The sequence below is a fragment of the Sulfoacidibacillus thermotolerans genome, assembly GCF_003144315.1.
Taxonomy (GTDB): domain Bacteria; phylum Bacillota; class Bacilli; order Alicyclobacillales; family SLC66; genus Sulfoacidibacillus; species Sulfoacidibacillus thermotolerans.
In genome coordinates this window covers 1-543 of sequence record NZ_MPDK01000108.1, presented here as the reverse complement: position 1 = coordinate 543, position 543 = coordinate 1, and the positions used below count along the sequence as shown (strand labels likewise).

Annotated in this window: 1 protein-coding gene; it reads left to right on the top strand. The window is 44.2% G+C overall.

All coding sequences use genetic code 11. From position 1 onward, the window contains the following. Positions 1-543: hypothetical protein (locus BM613_RS15290; RefSeq protein ID WP_219930735.1), on the top strand; the 543-nt coding region annotated here is incomplete at both ends.

Here is a 543-nt window from a genome sequence, read left to right as displayed (position 1 = left end):
AGATGTGTATAAGAGCCATGTACTGGACTATGCGGGTAACACAAGACGTCTCGGTCCTATTAATGATCCTGTCATTCCTAAGCGCCCAGGGCAGAAAGGAAAGTCCGCTGCACCTGTTAAAGAATGCCCGGTATGTAAAACCTGGAACCATGCGTCAGTTCGCTTCTGTGGTGGGTTAAAACCATTCGACACAAGTAGCATGTCACATGAAGAAATACTCTATCTTCAAGGATTAGGTTATACCATTACAAATAATAAAGCGTGCCGTGCTGGTTATTGCGGCCATGAGTTTACTTTTGAGAAGAAACTAATGGCGAGTGCTAGTACGAAAGCTATTATCAAGAATGATTTACCGGTCACTGAGGTATTGAAAGTTGATATGGTGAGTTACTACCGACACGAGAACAGGGGCGACCGTTCTAAGCCACCAACACTTCGTGTCGACTATCTTTGTGGCTCACAAACTATTCAACAATATATTTGCCTATTCCATACTGGCTTTGCAGGTAAGAAAGCGCGTAACTGGTGGCGTGAACATTGCAG